Genomic DNA, 14,843 nt, shown 5'->3' on the forward strand with positions numbered 1-14,843 from the left:
CCGAACAGAGAAGTTAAGCCCCGCCGAGCCGATGGTACTGCGGTCACACGCGGGAGAGTAGGTAGCCGCCAACCCCCTTATGAGCAGCTCCCCTGGTAACAGGCGGGGCTGTTCGCGTTTATAGCCCCTGGGAAGAGAAGGGGGGCTGGGAAAGGGAGTGAAGGAGAGAGGGACGGGGGGAAGGTGGATGCCCGGTTACCGGATGGTACTTGGCGTTTCAGGCCTGGTTTACGGAAAAGGGCCCCGAAACAACGGTAGGCCTGTGGCTTTAAAGCCCTCAACGGTTCTTGGGATGTTTTCAGAAAACGGCCACTAAACGAGAGTGCCGTGCAACGTAGCCTTTTGTAAGCTCATCCACCTCACTCAGCTCTTGCATGGACAAGATCCCACAGCTGCTATTCTATTATACCTGTTCACAAAAAGAGGGTGCCGTTACTCATTAACGGCACCCTCTTTTTGTGGAGTAGATATGGTAAAGTTAACCTAAAATAGGGGAACGCCTGTGTAGGTGAAGGGAGTGATCTGTAGTAACTCTGATTTTACTTCTTCAGAGACATTCAATGTTTGGATGAAGTCTTTGATTGTTTTATCAGTGATTTTCTCGTTTGTTCTGGTCAGACCTTTCAAGGCTTCATAGGGGGCAGGGTAACCTTCTCTCCGAAGTACTGTTTGAATGGCTTCCGCTACAACGGCCCAGTTTTCCTCCAGATGATGCTCTAAGGCAGCTTTATTTAACTGGAGTTTCCCTAATCCCTTCTGCAAGGATTTAAGCGCCAAAAAGGAGTGAGCAATAGGAACGCCAATGTTCCGTAACACTGTTGAATCTGTTAAGTCACGCTGCAGTCTTGAAATGGGCAGCTTTTCAGATAAATACCCGAAAAGCGCATTGGCCATGCCTAAGTTTCCTTCGGCATTTTCGAAGTCGATTGGGTTTACTTTATGGGGCATCGCGGAAGAACCGATTTCGCCTTCTTGGATCTTTTGCTTGAAATAACCCATGGAGATGTATTGCCATACATCGCGGGAGAAGTCGATTAAGATCGTGTTGATTCTTCTGATGTTATCAAACAGGGCCGCCAGATGATCATAGTGCTCAATTTGGGTAGTGACCTGGCTGCGTTGCAATTGTAATTTATCTTTCAGGAAAGTATTCCCGAAGGCCACCCAGTCAATAGCTGGATAAGCAACGAAATGTGCGTTGAAATTACCAGTGGCTCCGCCAAACTTACCGGCAAAGGGTATTTGCTGGAGCAAAGCCAGCTGTTGATCCAGACGTTCCACGAAAACCTGGACTTCTTTACCTAATCTGGTTGGTGAAGCCGGTTGGCCGTGCGTATGCGCCAACATAGGTATTTCCTTCCACTCTGAGGCCAGGCTGGCCAGAGCTTCTTTGATTTGCTGTACCAGTGGAAGGTACTCGTTCTGCAAGGCACTTTGGAGGGAGGCCGGAATGGCGGTATTGTTGATGTCTTGCGAGGTGAGCCCGAAGTGGATGAATTCTTTCATTTCTCCAACGTTCAGCTCTTCCAGCTTTTCCTTCAGGAAATATTCTACTGCTTTGACATCATGGTTGGTGATCTTCTCGGTGTCTTTTATTTTCTGAGCATCTTCCAGGGAGAAATCTTCATAGATTTTCCGCATCGCGGCGAAAAGGCTGTGATCAAAATCTTTTAGCTGAGGCAGGGGAAGTTCACACAACGCAATGAAGTATTCTACTTCTACAAGTAAACGATAACGTATAAGCGCGAATTCTGAAAAGTAGTTAGCAAGTGGCGCTACCTGGCTGCGGTAACGCCCATCCACCGGGGAGATAGCAGTAAGAGCATTTAAATTCATAGGTACAGATTTTACCCTAAAGATAGGAAGTATGAGCAGAACCTCTAACTACATGAACTCAAAGGCCTCGCTTTCACGTTTCTTTTCATAAACCTTGTGGTGTACAGGCCGTATTTATCCCGTTGTTCTCCTTCGGATTTTTAGGTACCAGGTATTACGTTACTTTTGTAAGTTGGAGCAATACTTGTAAGGAGCTCCAGATATAAACTAACTAGAAAGACACCTTGTCAAAATTCACAGATTTTTTTGTTAGGAATAAAAAGAAGTTCTTGATTGGGGCGGGGGTGCTTGCCTCTATCTTTATCATTGCCTTTGTGGTGTTCCTGATCAACCGGGAAAGGATTCTTCAGTTCGCGGTTGCCAAAGCGATACAGAAAGTCGAGAACAAGTACCCGGCCAAGCTTCAGATTGGAAAGGCCACTTTCCGGGACTTTAACACCGTGTTGGTGACCGACATTGGCTTGTTGCCCATAGGTCAGCCCAAGCTCATGCAGATAGATACGGTAGAAGCCACGGTGAGCTTACGATCGCTGTTTCTGGGTAGAATGGTGTTCAAACAATTTGATGTGGCCAGCGGCGAAATTACCGCCTATAAACAAGACAGCACGGATAATTTCTCTTTCCTATATAAGAAGAAAGCCACCGGAGAAACAGTAGACTCTACAGCCAAGACCTCTAACTACGGGACTTTACTAAATCGGCTGATTGAGACTGCTTTTGAAAACGTACCGGATGGGGTAAACTTCAGAAACCTGGGCGTGTTGTTTAAGAACGATGGGCGCACCATCAACATGAAGTTGCCTACCCTTCTGGTGGAAGATGGCGAAATTGATGCGCGCATGACCATCACCACCGAAGAGGTGACCAATACCATGTTTGTTCGTGGCGTCATTGATCCAGATAAATACCTGTTGGCGGCTAAATTCTACGGCGATAACCAGTCGGGGAGCATTGAGGTGCCTTACATCAAGCAGAAGTTCGGGGCGACGATGCGCTTTGACACGCTTACCTTAAGCATCACCGATAAAGTCTTTAAAAACAACCAGCTCACCATCAGAGGCGAGTCCAGTGCGCATGGTTTGATACTGAACCATCCTAAGATAGCCGATGAAAACGTGACGGTTCAGAATGGCGCCATGAAGTACGTCATGACCCTAGGTGACCATTATTACGCTTTGGAGCCGGAGTCTGAGGTGAGAATCAACAAAGCCATTTTCTATCCGCAGGTGACGTATGAAACCAGGCCGCAACGGAAGATCGGTATCAAGATTGATTCACCGGATATCCCGGCCAATGATTTGTTCAGTTCGTTGCCCCCCGGCTTGTTTGATACATTCCAAGGGGTGAAAGCCACCGGTACCTTCAAATACCGCATGAACTTCTACGTAGACATGGCCCAGGTAGACAGCCTGAAGTTTGATTCTGATCTGGACGCCCGCGATTTCCAGATCACAGACTTCGGGGAGAATGATCTCCGGAAGCTGAACCAGGAATTCACGCACGCAGTCTACGAAAACGGCAAAGTGGTCAGAACTTTCCCGGTAGGTCCTTCTAACCCTAATTTCACACCTTACAATGAGATTCCGAATCATCTGAAGTATGCCATCTTAACGGCCGAAGATCCGCGCTTCCTGACGCATAAAGGTTTCCACGAAGGTGCTTTCCGGCACTCGCTCATCACCAATATCAAAGAGAACTCGTTTGTGCGGGGCGGTAGTACGGTTTCCATGCAGTTAGTGAAAAACGCCTTCTTAACCAGAAAGAAGACCATCACCCGCAAAGTAGAGGAAGCCCTCATTGTCTGGATAATCGAAAACCTGCGGCTGACTTCCAAAGAACGCATGTATGAGGTTTACCTGAACATCATTGAGTGGGGGCCTAACGTCTACGGAATCAAAGAAGCGGCCCGCTTTTACTTCTCCAAAGAACCAAGCCAGCTGACGTTTGAGGAAAGTTTGTTCCTGGCCAGTATTGTCCCGAAACCCAAGCAATACCGGACGTACTTTGATGCTTATGGCGGTTTACGCGCCTATCCTCGCTATTTCTTCAAGTTGATTAGCGGGAACATGTTGAAACGCGGCCTGATCTCGCCCTCCCAACATGACAACGTTTCTACCTATGTGAACCTGAGTGGCCGGGCCGGAAGCTTTATCATCCCGAAACCAGATACCACCCAAGTTCAGATGATGGATACGCTGCAATTGGCCCCCATTGATCTGTTAGACTTTTAACATCACCTCATAGGCAAATAAAAAGGCTACGTTCTATCTGGAACGTAGCCTTTTTATTTGCTCAAAATATTATGAGAGAAGGGCTGTTTTAGAGGTGTTTTCCTGAAAACAAGCCTAAAACAGCAGTTGGAAAATTACCTGAGAAGCCGAGTTATTTACTTAGCGACTCATTTTCCTGTTCCTGAATAGGGACAATAGGTTTCTCCTTCTTGGGGAACAGCAGGGACAGAATTACGGAGGTGGTAAGGATAAACGCTACCACGCCCAGGGCGATGACCATGTCCAGGTGATAAATGTCTGAAAGCACCAGCTTCAACCCGATGAACACCAGAATCAAAGACAGGCCGTAATGCAGGTAATGGAATAATTGCATGATGCCGGCCAAGGCGAAGTAGAGGGCTCTTAATCCCAGCAGCGCGAACACATTAGACGTGTACACAATGAAAGGGTCTTTGGAGATGGCGAGAATGGCCGGGATAGAGTCTGCCGCAAACACAATATCGGTGGTTTCCACCATGATCAGCACCAGAAAAAGCGGCGTCGCAAAAACGGTCTTGTCCAGTTTCACGAAGAACTTTCCTTCGTAATGACGTTTGGTTACGGGAATGTAGCGGCTCACGAATTTCACCACCGGGTTCGCCTCGGGGTCTATGTCCTCGTCACCAGACGAGGTCGCCATCTTGATACCGGTGAAAACCAGGAATGCACCCAGGATGTACACAATGAAGTGGAACTTCGCCAGCAAGGCAACCCCCACCAGAATAAAGACCGCCCTGAAAAACAGAGCGCCTAATACGCCCCAGAACAGAATCTTGTGCTGGTACTTCTGCGGTACCTGAAAGAAATTGAAGATCAGGATAAATACAAACAGGTTGTCTACACTCAGTGATTTCTCAATGAGATAGGCTGTCAGGAACTCCAGGGCCGGTCCGCTGCCCCGCCAGTAGTAGATGAAGAGATTGAAAGCCAAAGACAGGAGAATCCAGAACGCACTCCACAGCAGTGCCTCTTTGATCTTGACCACGTGGGTTTTCCGGTGGAACACGAAGAGGTCCAACGCCAGCAGCAGCAGCACGAAGGCGTTAAACCCAACCCAAAATAAGATATCTGTTTCCAAAGCGATAGATAGGTTAACGTGCAGCGGGTATCCTTTGAGATGCAGTTATTTACCTGCAAAGCCAGCATACTCGCATGAAATTGAATAGGAAAGATACGCCTAAACAACCGCAAAACCATGACAAGGTGAAACGAGGGCGGGTGTTTTCAGGATGTTTTTAGGAAATCGGCCTTAAAACGGAGGCCTCAATCTAGCGCGTGAACCTACGAAAGTAGCTGCTCACTTTCATCTGGATGACCCCCAGAAAAGCCTCCCGGATGATGCCTTTGCTCATCTTGGACTGCCCTTTGGTGCGGTCTGTGAAGATGATGGGAACCTCTTTGATCTTAAAGCCAAACTTATACGTCAGGAACTTCATCTCAATCTGGAAGGCGTACCCAATAAACCGGATTCGGTCCAGATCAATGGTTTCCAGCACCCGGCGGTGGTAGCATTTGAAGCCGGCCGTAGCGTCATGGATGGGCATGCCAGTGATCAGGCGCACATAGCGGCTCGCAAAGTAGGAGAGCAGCACCCGGCTCATGGGCCAGTTCACCACGTTCACGCCACTGCTGTACCGGCTCCCGATGGCCATGTCATAACCCTCCACCGAGCACGCGTTGTACAGGCTCATCAGGTCGTTGGGGTTGTGGGAGAAATCGGCGTCCATCTCAAAGATGAAAGTGTAACCGGCTTTCAGGGCGTACTTAAACCCGTGGATATAAGCCGTTCCCAAACCCAGCTTGCCTTTGCGCTGCTCTAAATGCAGCCGTTCCGGGAATTCATGTTGCAGGCGCAGCACGGCTTCGGCAGTGCCGTCTGGGGAGTTGTCGTCTACAATAAGGAGATCAAAAGGATGGGGTAATGAAAGAACCTTCCGGATTATCGCTTCAATGTTTTCAATTTCATTGTAGGTCGGGATGACCACTACAGACTCTTTCATCCCTCAAATATAATCGATCTGGCTTTAGGGGAGGGAGGGCCGTTGGGAAAATATTTTCTGCGCCAGATGTTTGGCATAGCGCACGCAGTCAGGTATGCCGGGGCCGGCAATCCAGTTGGTGCAGGCGTACAGCTGTTCCGCTTCCAGCAGCTGAGCTAACTGGTGGACATCGGTAATAAACATATCGGCCTGCGGCAGGGCAGCGGGCCACCGGTAAAGATGCTGAAAGGCAGGAAGTTTGGCCGAGATCTGGTAATTTTCGGTGAGTTCTTCGTGTACCCGCAGCAGGATCTCGGCATCTGGCAGGTGAGCCAACTCAGGAGACTGGCTGCCTCCTACGTAGGAAGTGAACAGGACTTCGTCATCGGGACAGATGCGCGGGAACAGGGAGCTGCTCCAAACGGTACCAGAACTGAACGGCTCTTCTTTGCGCGGATGCATGGCACCCAAACCATCAATGGGGTGACCGATGGCGTGTTTCCGGTAGGCGGTGTGCACCACCGTCATGGGCGCATAGGTGACGTTGTGCAGCGCCGCAGCCAGGCCCGGCGTGGTAAAATCCAGCAGTTCAGCGGCGGCGTGAGCGGGCAGCGCCACCACTACAGCGTCAAATTCCTCATCGGCGAGACCCTCTACATCATGCCGGATGCTCAGCAGGTATTTCCCCTTCGCCCGATGGATCATCTCTACCTCGTGGTCTACGTGCAAAGACACCAGCTTGGAGGCGATGGCCTTGGGCAGAGTTTGCAAGCCGTTCTGCAGCGAGATGACGGGTTTACGCGGTATGTCCAGCTGGAGGTCCAGGCCCTTCAAGACCGAGCCGTGGGTGCGTTCAATCTCTTTGAGGACCGGAAAGGTTTTCTCCAGCAGCAGCTTGTCTGGGTCGCCGCCGTAGATACCGGCTACCACCGGCTGCACCAGATAATCGACTACATCCTGGCCAAACCGGCGTTTGAAGAACTGACTGACAGTTTCCTCGGGCACTTCCTGCGGTGGCAGTTTGTATTCCTGCGTGATCTTCAGTTTGGTGCGCCAATGAAAAAAAGAGTCCAAAAGCAGCCGCCGAGGCGAGGCCGGAATGCAGTGGTACGCCCCGTCTTTTCTGATGTAGCGGTCCTGCGTTTTAGTGGCCGGCCGGATGACCTCGTCTTCCAGTTTCAGCTCCTGCAGCAGTTCCTGCAGCTCGTTGTTCATCTGGAGGGAGTGCGGACCCAGTTCCAGTTGATACGCTCCTTGCTGCACGCTTTTGATCACGCCGCCTACTTCGGCCTCGCATTCGAACAGGTCATAGCGCACCCCTAGCTTCTGAAGGTAGTAAGCCAAGGCCAATCCTGAAATTCCTGCTCCTATGATGGCAACTCGCATGCGGGGACTAAGTGGGTAGTCCCTAACGTACGCAAGAGCGCGCAACACGTTTTATATTCATATTATACAAATTGGGCTAAAAACAGGTTTTGGTGTTACAAGCCTCATTGGTTCTTTCTACTTTTGGGCAAATGGAGAAGCAAACAGCAGACAAAAAGAGGAAAGCGATCTTTCTGGACCGCGACGGAGTCCTGAACGTGGAAAGGGGAGACTACACCTGGCGCCCCGAAGATTTTGAGGTGTGCCCCGGCGTGCCCCAGGCCTTGTCCCTCCTCAAAGCCCAGGAGTACCTCCTGATTGTGGTCACAAACCAGGCGGGAATCACCAAGGGACTTTACTCCAAAGCCGATGTCCTGGCCTGCCACGAGAAATTGCAGGCAAGCTGCGGTTACCTCATTGATGATCTGTACATGGCACCGGGGCATCCGTCCGTGTCTGAATCACTGTCCCGGAAACCGGACAGCCTGATGCTGGAACGCGCCATCGCCAAATATAATTTAGACCCCGCGGCGTGCTGGCTGGTGGGAGATCAGCCGAGGGATGTGCAGGCGGCCGGCAAGTGTGGCGTAAAGGCGGTCTTGGTGGGGCCGCACCCCGTAGGCACGCATGCGTTACAGAAGGCAGATCTCTACGAGGCCGCGCAATGGATTATAGCTCAGAATAAGTAAAAACCGGACGCTTAGGTGAAGCGAAGATCAGCCAATGGGATCTTCTTTAGTCCTTTAGCCGGTTAGCTGCGAGTTTTAGGGCCGATTTTAGAAAAGTAGCCAGAAACTGGTAGAGGCTATTATAAGCTCTGCAAGCGATAATTCCTGCTTTAAGGCTAGTTTTCTCTAAAACAGGCTTAAAACAGAAGCGAGGCTTTTCCTGATGACGTGAAGAACTGCAGATAAGGGTAAATACAAAAAGAAAGCCCCGGAAGAGAGCTTCCGGGGCTTTGATAAGATCTATGCTATAAGAAGAACGTTATCCGTTCACTTTTTTAGTAACCGGAGCTTTGGCAATAGCTTTCGCCATTACTTTTGACTCCAACGAGCGATCAGATTTCTGCGAATACGCAGGGCAAGTAGATGATTTGCAGGAAGCAAAGCCCAGCATACAGATTGAAGCGAATAGGAAAAAGTTCTTCATATTATTAATTATACAACATATAAGGTATTCTACTTCAAAACTACTCTTTTTGTTTAGGATTATTATCCTTTCGCAGAAATATTTCTTAGTCCTTATATCCCAGTATTTGCAGCATGGAGTCTACGTTCTGCTCCTCGGCAAACACCCATGACTTGAGCGATCCATCTGCCTCACGGTCAATGATAACGTGTTTGGGCGACGGGATAAGGCAATGCTTGATTCCGCCGTACCCGCTGAGGCTTTCCTGGTAGGCCCCGGTGTGGAAAAAACCAATATACTGCGGCTCTTTCTGCTCCTTCTGGATCTTAGGCAAAAACACCTGGAAAGAGTGCATCTCAGAGTTGTAGTAGTCCTGGCTGTCACAGGTGAGGCCACCAATATTCAGACGCTGGTAATCCTTGTCCCAGTTGTTAAGCGCGAACAGAATGTAGCGCTGGTTCAAAGCCCAGGTGTCTGGCAGGTTGGTGATGAACGAGCCGTCAATCATGTACCACAGCTCTTTGTCGTTCTGCAGTTTAGTGTCCAGGATGGAGTACACGTGCGCACCGCTTTCGCCCACGGTGTAAATCCCGAACTCGGTGAAGATGTTAGGCTCCGGCACGCCTTCCTCTTTGCAGATGCGTTGTATGGTGCGCAGAATCTCCTCAATCATGTAGCGGTAGCTGTAATCGAACTGGATAGAGGTCTTGATGGGGAAACCGCCGCCAATGTCAATGGTGTCCAGATCGGGGCACAGCTTCTTCATCTCGCAGTACTTGTGCACGAAGCGGCTCAGCTCAGACCAGTAATAAGACGTGTCTTTGATGCCTGTGTTAATGAAATAGTGAAGCATCTTCAGCTTGAACTTGGGGTTGTCCTTGATCTTGCTCTCGTAAAGGCCCACCACATCATTGTAGTTGATACCCAGGCGCGAAGTATAGAACTGGAACTTCGGCTCCTCGTCTGAGGCTAGCCTAATGCCAATCTGGCACTCGCCTTCCACAAACTCCTCGTAATGGTCAATTTCACCCAGGTGGTCCAGCACCGGGGTCACGTTCTTGAAGCCGTCATTGATCATGGCGGTGATGTGGTTGCGGTACAGCTCGCGCTTGAAACCGTTGCACACCACAAACACATCTTTGTTTACCTTGCCTTTTTCATATAACGCCCTGATAATGGGCATGTCAAAGGAAGACGAGGTTTCAATGTGGATGTCGTTCTTGAGGGCCTCCTCCAGCACAAAGGAAAAGTGCGACGATTTGGTGCAGTAGCAGTACGTGTAGGTACCCTGGTAATTCAACTTCTCCATGGACTCCTTGAACAGGATCTTCGCCTTCTGGATCTGCGACGAGATCTTAGGCAAGTAGGTGAGGCGCAGCGGCGTGCCGTATTGCTTCACCAACTCCATCATGGGGATGCCGTTGAAAAATAGTTCGTTATTATGTACGGTGAATTCCTCGGTGGGGAAGTCAAAGGTTTGGTGTATGAGGTCTGTGTATTTATCCATTATAATGTAAAGGGGTATCCAGTGCGGATAGCGTGCGAAATTGCTTGTATTTTACCATCTTTGCAAAAACTAGTTTCCGTTTAGCATGAAAAAAATCAGACTAATAGAAGTGAAATCTGAGCTGGGAGCGGGAACACGCGGAGCTAGTTTGGGGGTAGATGCCCTAAAAATCGCGTGTCTGAACAAGCAGTCAGATTATTTTAAACGGTTCACCGCCGTAGAGGTGCCCAACCTCAACGATGTGCTGTTTGAAAAGAACCTGTTCCCGCACGCCAAGTACATTGACAGCGTGCTGCAGACCTACAAACGCATCAGTAACACTGTTGAACAAACGTTGGAGCTGGGAATGTTCCCGCTGCTGCTAGCCGGTGACCATTCTAACGCCGGCGGCACCATTGCCGGTATCAAAGCCGCTTACCCAGACAAAACCCTGGGGGTGATCTGGGTAGATGCCCACGCTGACATCCACTCGCCCTACACCACGCCCTCCGGCAACATGCATGGCATGCCGCTGGCGGCTTCGCTGGCAGAAGACAACCTGGACTGCAAAGTGAACGAACCAGACCAGGAAACTATTTTCTTCTGGGAGGCGCTAAAAAAAGTAGGCACAGATCAGCCCAAGATCAAACACCAGCACATTGTCTATATTGTGACCCGCAGCTACGAAAAGCCCGAGGTTTATCTCTTTGACAAGCACAACATCAAGAACTTCACCTACCCAGAGGTCATTGCCAAAGGGATTGAACAAGTAGCCGAGGAAGCCCTGCGCCGCCTGCAGGACTGCGACCTCATCTACGTCTCCTTTGACGTGGACAGCCTGGACTCCAAGTTCTCCAAAGGAACCGGCACGCCGGTTGAGGTAGGCTTAAACGTGACCCAGGCCAAAGAACTGTGTTTTCACCTAGTGAACCACCCCAAGGTGATTTGCTTTGAGATGGTGGAGATCAACCCCACGCTGGACGCCGAGAATACCATGGCGCAGAACGCCTTTGACATATTAGAACATACCACAGACGCTATTCAGAACCGGCTGGCCAATGAAGCGCAGCAGGTGCCCCTTGCTTAATTACGATGAAACAACTTGAGACCCAGATTGCCCAGGCGCTGAGCCAGGCCTTACAAGATACTTTCCAACATAGCCTTCCGGCCGATCAGATTAACCTGCAGCCCACCCGCAAGGAGTTTGCCGGTACTTTTACCTTCGTGACGTTTCCCTTGACCAAAGCCCTGGGCAAAGGACCCGAGCAGATTGGGCAAGCCTTGGGCGAAACTTTAGCGCAGAATGCTCCGCAGGTAGCCGGTTACAACGTGGTCAAAGGTTTCCTCAACATCGAGATCAAAGATAGCGTTTGGCTGCAGCAGTTCGCCGAGCAGGTAACCGGTTTAGGGGCCGGTTTAGCAGAAACAGGCCCAAAACGGAAAGTGGTGGTAGAGTATTCTTCGCCCAATACTAACAAGCCGCTGCACCTGGGCCATTTGCGCAACAATTTCCTGGGCTATTCCGTGGCCGAGATCCTGAAAGCCGCCGGCTATTACGTGGTGAAAGCCAACTTGGTGAACGACCGCGGCATCCACATCTGCAAGTCCATGATCGCTTATGAGAAGTACGGGCAGGGCGAGACCCCCCAGAGCGCCGGCATCAAAGGCGATCACCTGGTAGGCAAGTACTACGTGGAATTCGATAAAGCATACAAGCAGGAGATTGACCAACTGGTAACTCAGGGCGTGGAGAAGGAGCAAGCCAAGAAGCAGGCGCCGCTCATGCTGGAAGCCCAGGAAATGCTCCAGAAATGGGAACAGCACGACCCGGAAACCATCGCCCTCTGGGAAAAGATGAACGGCTGGGTGTACGAAGGCTTCAATGCCACCTACCAGAACATCGGGGTGGATTTCGATAAATTCTACTACGAGTCCGGGACGTATTTACTGGGCAAAGACCGCGTGGAGGAAGGCCTGGAGAAAGGCGTTTTCTTCAAGAAGCCCGATGGCTCCGTGTGGATCGACCTCACCGAGGAAGGTCTGGATGAGAAACTGGTGCTCCGCGCCGATGGAACTTCGGTGTACATCACGCAGGACCTCGGCACCGCCGAACTCAAATATCAGGATTTCCACTACGACCAATCTGTGTACGTAGTAGCCGATGAGCAGAACTACCATTTCCAGGTGCTCAAGGCCATCCTGAAGAAACTGGGTAAACCGTACGCCGATGGCATCTATCATCTCTCTTACGGCATGGTAGACCTGCCCAGCGGCAAGATGAAGTCCCGCGAGGGAACCGTGGTAGACGCCGATGAGCTGGTACAGGAGATGATTGACACCGCCCGCCAGAAAACCGACGAGCTGGGGAAAATTGACGGCTTCACTTCTGAAGAGGCGCAGCAACTTTACCACACGCTGGCCATGGGCGCGCTCAAGTACTTCCTGCTGAAGGTGGACCCCAAAAAGCGGATGCTGTTCAACCCCGAGGAATCCATCGATTTCAAAGGCAACACCGGTCCGTTCATCCAGTACACGCACGCGCGAATTGCCGCCATCCAGCGCAAAGCCAAGGAATTGGGCATCACATCCGGGGCTGAGGCGTTTGCCGGGGTGGGGACGCTGCACGAAACCGAGCGCGAAGTCTTGGTGCTCCTGAACTACGCCGATTCCATCATTGACGAGGCTGCCCGCAACTATGCGCCGTCTATCATCGCGCAATACGCCTTTGACGTGGCCAAAGCCTACAACCGCTTCTACACCGAGGTGCCGATCTTCCAGGAGACCAACGCCCAGGTGCTGAGTTTCCGGATTGCGCTGTCTGCCCACGTAGCCAAGACCTTGAAAAAGGTGATGGGCTTGCTGGGGATCTCGGTGCCGGAGAGAATGTAGCGCCAGGAGAGGGGAGCTATCAAGCTAACCCCGAGGGAGGCAGGTGGAAAGCCTGCCCTGTGCTGAGGTAAGGAGAACGCAGTAGGTAGTTCTGGTTTTAGGCCTGTTTTCTGAAAACGGACCTGAAATCAGGGTGCTTTCTGCCGAAATGAACAGAACATATTCAAGTAAAACCGGTTAAGGAAAATATAACCATCGCCTATATGCTACAGATTGCCACTATCTTCTCGCTTTCCTTGATGATGGCCTGCTCTTCGCCGGCTGCCAGCACGCAAGAAACCCCAACTGCTACCTCTATGAATACAGCGTCCGCTACTTCCATTTATGACATTCCGTTGAAGACCATTGACGGAAAAGACACCAGCCTGAAGCAATTCAAAGGCAAGAAGGTGCTGATTGTGAACGTGGCCTCTGAGTGCGGCTTCACGCCCCAGTACGCCGATCTGGAGAAACTCCACAAACTGCACGGCGACAAAGTAGTGGTGCTGGGTTTCCCGGCCAACGACTTCGGAGGCCAGGAAAAAGGCACGAACGAAGAGATCGCGCAGTTCTGCCAGAAGAACTTCGGGGTGACGTTCCCGCTTTTCCAGAAAGCTTCGGTGGTAGGAGCCGAGCAGCAGCCGCTCTATAAATGGCTGACCAACAAAGAAGTGAACGGCAGCAACACCAATGCGCCCAGCTGGAACTTCTGCAAGTACCTGATCAGCGAAGACGGTAAAATCCTTAAATTCTATCCCTCCAAAGTATCTCCTTTAAGCGAGGAGTTGCTGCGTGACATCAACAGCTAAGCGTTTTTAAGTGGAATTGGTAAAAACGGGCCCGAAACGGCCCTCGGCGGGCACGTGGGTTTCTGCTTTCAGGTTGAGGACCTTGCCCTTGGCCTTGTCTTGTATTGGTCTGGGCGGATTTCTGGCGGCCGCCGATCATCTCTCAAGGTGGCCGGTTTTGCTGCTGTGCGTGCTCACTACGCTGTGCCTCCAGATTCTCTCCAACCTGGCCAATGATTACGGTGACACCAAGCACGGTGCCGATAGCCAGCACCGCGAAGGTCCGCAGCGGGCCGTGCAGGCGGGGCAGATCACGCCCGGCCAAATGCGGGCCGCCATCATTGTTTTCAGCCTGCTTTCCTTGATCTCGGGTGTAACGCTGCTGTGGGTGGCGCTGGGCACCTCGGGGCTGTACCTTTTTATGTTTTTCCTGGTGCTGGGCGTTGGCGCTATCTGGGCTGCCATTGGCTATACCAACGGCGCGAAACCCTATGGCTACGCCGGACTGGGCGACATCTCCGTCTTCTTCTTTTTTGGCTGGGTAGGGGTGCTGGGCACGTACTTTCTGCAAACCGAACGCATCTTCTCTGAGTTGCTGCTACCGGCTTCCAGCCTGGGTTTCTTCTCCGCGGCGGTACTGAACGTCAACAACATCCGGGACATTAAGTCTGATGAACTGGCCGGGAAGCGGTCGGTGCCGGTGCGGTTGGGCGCTTTGCGGGCGCGCCGGTATCATTGGCTGCTGCTTTTGGCGGGCCTGGCCTGCACGGTGGTTTTCATCTGGGTACGGGAGAACGCGACCTTGTGGCCCTGGCTTTTCCTGGGTTCCTTGCCCATGTTCCTGTACAATGGCCGCGAGGTGAAACGCCGGCAGACGCCCGCGCAACTGGACCCGCTTCTGAAGCAAATGGCCTTGTCTACGCTGTGCTTTGTGCTACTGCTGGGAATAGGGTTGTTGTTGGACCGGTAGATACCTGCCAATCGGCTAAAAAGAAAATTCCTTTGTTTTAAGGCTCTTTTTGAAAAAAGAGCCTTAGGGCGTGTTGACAATTAGTGTAGCAGGATCATGGCTGCTGCTAGGAAAACGAATCCGGCAAAACTGCCGGCTGTCTTCTCGTAT

The 14,843-nt window shown here is 51.2% G+C and carries 11 protein-coding genes and 1 rRNA gene; 7 read left to right on the forward strand and 5 right to left on the reverse strand.

Translation table 11 applies throughout. The features are described 5' to 3' along the window. A 5S ribosomal RNA gene (rrf, locus tag H7U12_RS23040) occupies positions 1-74 on the forward strand; the annotation flags it as partial. A gap of 409 nt (positions 75-483) precedes the next feature. Here rrf and purB read toward each other — a convergent pair. Then, positions 484-1,836, reverse strand: a complete 1,353-nt coding sequence (purB, locus tag H7U12_RS16015; RefSeq protein WP_186639843.1) for an adenylosuccinate lyase — start codon at positions 1,834-1,836, stop codon at positions 484-486. A gap of 224 nt (positions 1,837-2,060) precedes the next feature. On the opposite strand from purB, the gene H7U12_RS16020 reads away from it, so the two are divergent. Continuing rightward, positions 2,061-4,067, forward strand: coding sequence for a transglycosylase domain-containing protein (locus H7U12_RS16020; protein ID WP_186639845.1), 2,007 nt, complete (start codon positions 2,061-2,063; stop codon positions 4,065-4,067). 151 nt (positions 4,068-4,218) lie between these two features. Here H7U12_RS16020 and H7U12_RS16025 read toward each other — a convergent pair whose 3' ends face one another. From H7U12_RS16025 to hemG, 3 genes are all read right to left on the reverse strand, one after another. After that, positions 4,219-5,184: a TerC family protein gene (locus H7U12_RS16025; protein ID WP_186639847.1), complete on the reverse strand. Its 966-nt coding sequence runs from the start codon at positions 5,182-5,184 to the stop codon at positions 4,219-4,221. Between the two features lie 190 nt (positions 5,185-5,374). Next, on the reverse strand, positions 5,375-6,106 hold the full coding sequence (locus tag H7U12_RS16030) for a polyprenol monophosphomannose synthase (protein WP_186639849.1): 732 nt from the start codon (positions 6,104-6,106) through the stop codon (positions 5,375-5,377). Between the two features lie 24 nt (positions 6,107-6,130). Further along, positions 6,131-7,471, reverse strand: coding sequence for a protoporphyrinogen oxidase (gene hemG / locus H7U12_RS16035; RefSeq protein WP_186639851.1), 1,341 nt, complete (start codon positions 7,469-7,471; stop codon positions 6,131-6,133). A gap of 131 nt (positions 7,472-7,602) precedes the next feature. Here hemG and H7U12_RS16040 point away from each other — a divergent pair, with 131 nt between their 5' ends. Beyond that, positions 7,603-8,139 (forward strand): D-glycero-alpha-D-manno-heptose-1,7-bisphosphate 7-phosphatase, encoded by a 537-nt coding sequence (locus H7U12_RS16040; RefSeq protein WP_186639853.1) that lies wholly within the window; start codon positions 7,603-7,605, stop codon positions 8,137-8,139. 548 nt (positions 8,140-8,687) lie between these two features. Here H7U12_RS16040 and H7U12_RS16045 read toward each other — a convergent pair. Then, a complete protein-coding gene (locus H7U12_RS16045) occupies positions 8,688-10,088 on the reverse strand; it encodes a type III PLP-dependent enzyme domain-containing protein (protein ID WP_186639855.1) in 1,401 nt (466 codons plus the stop codon). Positions 10,089-10,173: 85 nt separating this feature from the next. Here H7U12_RS16045 and H7U12_RS16050 point away from each other — a divergent pair, with 85 nt between their 5' ends. From H7U12_RS16050 to H7U12_RS16065, 4 genes are all read left to right on the forward strand, one after another. Then, positions 10,174-11,154, forward strand: coding sequence for an arginase (locus H7U12_RS16050; RefSeq protein WP_186639857.1), 981 nt, complete (start codon positions 10,174-10,176; stop codon positions 11,152-11,154). 5 nt (positions 11,155-11,159) lie between these two features. Next, entirely contained in the window at positions 11,160-12,956 is a 1,797-nt protein-coding gene (gene argS / locus H7U12_RS16055) for an arginine--tRNA ligase (protein WP_186639859.1), read from the forward strand. A 203-nt stretch (positions 12,957-13,159) separates the two neighbouring features. Further along, positions 13,160-13,744 (forward strand): glutathione peroxidase, encoded by a 585-nt coding sequence (locus H7U12_RS16060; RefSeq protein ID WP_186639861.1) that lies wholly within the window; start codon positions 13,160-13,162, stop codon positions 13,742-13,744. A gap of 10 nt (positions 13,745-13,754) precedes the next feature. Beyond that, on the forward strand, positions 13,755-14,693 hold the full coding sequence (locus H7U12_RS16065) for a 1,4-dihydroxy-2-naphthoate polyprenyltransferase (protein WP_255897578.1): 939 nt from the start codon (positions 13,755-13,757) through the stop codon (positions 14,691-14,693). Positions 14,694-14,843: the final 150 nt, after the last annotated feature.

Origin of the sequence: Rufibacter sediminis, from assembly GCF_014269285.1 — a bacterium.
Classification (GTDB): domain Bacteria; phylum Bacteroidota; class Bacteroidia; order Cytophagales; family Hymenobacteraceae; genus Nibribacter; species Nibribacter sediminis.